Consider the following 2,283-nt stretch of genomic DNA (forward strand, 5'->3'; position numbering starts at 1 on the left):
TAGACCAGCTCCAGACCAGCGTCCATGAGTGATCTTCAAGCCCACGATGCCCGTCATGTTGGCCGGCTCTCGGGCCGAGCCGCCGGTATCACTTCCGAGCGCCACATAGGCCGAGCCTTCGAGGATCGAGAGGGCGGCGCCGGACGACGAGCCCCCGGCGGGCCTGATATGCTCAGCGTCCCAAGGATTGCGGGGCGTGCCCCAATGGATATTGTGGCCGCAGACGCCGAAGCCCAACTCGGATGTGTGGGTCTTCCCCATGAACACGCCATGCTGTGCTCTGATGCCGGAGACCACCGGCCCTTCGACGCTAAGGGAGGCGGGAAGCTGGCAGGGCGAACCTGCAAAGAAAGGCATGCCGTCGAGCGCGAACAGATCCTTGATCGAAACTGGGATCCCTTGAAGGCGACCGTGCACTTGGCCGCATGCGAAAGCCGCGTCCGCAGCGCAGGCCATTTTGAGCGCCATCTCTGGTGCGAAATGCGCGTAGGCGTCGAGGATCGGCGCAGCCGCTTCGCGACGTGAGATGGCGCCTTGTGCCAGAGCTTTCGCGGTTGTCGCTTTCTCCTGCAGCGCCCTCGCCACTAACCGGAGCGGCATACCGGCCTTCGCCGTCATCTCGCCATATCCGCCACCTGATCGGATGCCATTTGCGCCTCAGAAGACGAGACGCTTCCGCGCCAGCGTATTGGCCAAGATGATGAGACTCGTCACCACGAGGATCTGGATCGTCGATGCTGCGGCTATCGTCGGGTCACCCTGCCATTGAATGTCGGAGAAAATCTGCAGCGGCAAAGTATTGGTGTGGGGTCCGGTCAGGAACAGAGAGATGTTGACGTCGCTGAAGGACAAAATGAACGCTAGGATCGCGCCTGACACAAGGCTCGACCTGATCAGCGGCAAGCCCACCCGGCAAAAGGCGCCGAAACGGCTGCAGCCGAGGTTGACGGCCGATTCTTCGATAGCCGGATTGATGCCCGCCAGTCCGGCACCCACGACGCGGATGACGAAAGGTATGCCGATGAGCGTATGCCCGATCACCAGCAAGATGAAGGTCCCCGCGAGATCCAACCTGGCGAAGAACAGATAGAGCGCCGCGCCGAGCAAGATTCCCGGGACGAGGATCGGCATCATGAAGACTGCCTCGATCAGGGCGCGGCCGCGGAATTTGAAGCGAACCAGCCCGATCGCCGACAAGGTTCCCATAAGCGTCGCTGACATAGCGGAGAGGCAGGCCACCGGCAGTGTCACGGCGAAAAGGGCGTGAAGATATTCCGGTCGGCCGAAGAACTCTCGGAACCAGCGCAAGGAAGGATCGAGCGGAGCGAGGGCGAAGCGCTCCGTCGGGTTGAAGGCAACGCCCAGGACGACGACCAGCGGAAGGGCGATCAGCGCAAAGATCGCGTAAACATAACATTTGAGAAGTCGGCTCTGCCCCATCAGCGGGCTCCGCCCGCAGCATTGCGTCGGAATGCGCCGATGGCCAACGACATGGAGATTAGGATAGCCAGGATCAACATGATCGACAGAGCCGACGCGAAAGGCCAATTCGCGGCCGTGATCACCTGTTCGTAGATGTCGTTGCCAAACATGCGGCCCGTCCGGCCGCCGAGCAAGGCGGATGTGACGACGACGCTGATGGCGATCGAGAAGCATAAGACCGCGCCCGAAATCAGACCGGGACGACTGAGCGGCAGGATAATGAGGCGGAACCGCGCGAAGCGGCGAGTAGCTATGACCTGTTCCGCCGGGCCTGGGATGGAAGCCGCCTCTGCCCCGAGAACTACAATGCCGTGACGGGCGAGGTGCTCGACCAGGCAGATACCGAACGTTTCTACACCTGGGGCGCCCTCATGGCGCTGCTTGGCAGCACGTACCTCATGGACATCGGGCCGTGGCACGGTTTCGAGCTGACGAATGACGGCGAGGCCGCAACCCTCGGCCCACTGCCAAGCCCTGCAGGGCTGGTCACGGCGAGCATCGAGGAGGGCCTTCTGACGTTGGCGAGCGGACCAAGGCGGCTCCTTGTCACGAACATGCGGGGCTCGATCTCACATTTGCGCTTCGGCGAGGGATCGGTCTCCCTCGTGATCCCCGCCGCAATGGGAAATGCCTTCCTGCATTTTCCCGAGATCGCAGCCAAGGATACGAAGGAAGTTCTGCTCGAGGGTGGCAAGCTTGCTCGTGCTGAACGAGAGGGCGGGATCCTGCTGACCGATCTGGGGAGGCATGCGGGCCCGGGCAGGCTTGAAATATTTTACCGTGTCGCGCGCGCGGGTCCAA

3 protein-coding genes and 1 pseudogene are annotated in these 2,283 nt (G+C 62.2%); 1 reads left to right on the forward strand and 3 read right to left on the reverse strand.

All coding sequences use genetic code 11. From position 1 onward, the window contains the following. From JOZ76_RS24060 to JOZ76_RS38335, 3 genes are all read right to left on the reverse strand, one after another. Positions 1 to 618: amidase family protein (locus JOZ76_RS24060; RefSeq protein WP_291702626.1), on the reverse strand; the 618-nt coding region annotated here is incomplete at its 3' end. A 39-nt stretch (positions 619 to 657) separates the two neighbouring features. Further along, entirely contained in the window at positions 658 to 1,440 is a 783-nt protein-coding gene (locus JOZ76_RS24065) for an ABC transporter permease (protein WP_366938622.1), read from the reverse strand. Beyond that, on the reverse strand, positions 1,440 to 1,901 hold the full coding sequence (locus JOZ76_RS38335; protein ID WP_366938621.1) for an ABC transporter permease subunit: 462 nt from the start codon (positions 1,899 to 1,901) through the stop codon (positions 1,440 to 1,442). The genes JOZ76_RS24065 and JOZ76_RS38335 overlap by 1 nt, the downstream gene beginning before the upstream one ends. Here JOZ76_RS38335 and JOZ76_RS24070 point away from each other — a divergent pair. Next, positions 1,794 to 2,283, forward strand: a pseudogene (locus JOZ76_RS24070) (hypothetical protein); the annotation flags it as partial. The gene JOZ76_RS38335 and the pseudogene JOZ76_RS24070 overlap by 108 nt on opposite strands.

It is taken from the genome of Bradyrhizobium sp. (assembly GCF_019244115.1).
GTDB lineage: Bacteria > Pseudomonadota > Alphaproteobacteria > Rhizobiales > Xanthobacteraceae > Bradyrhizobium.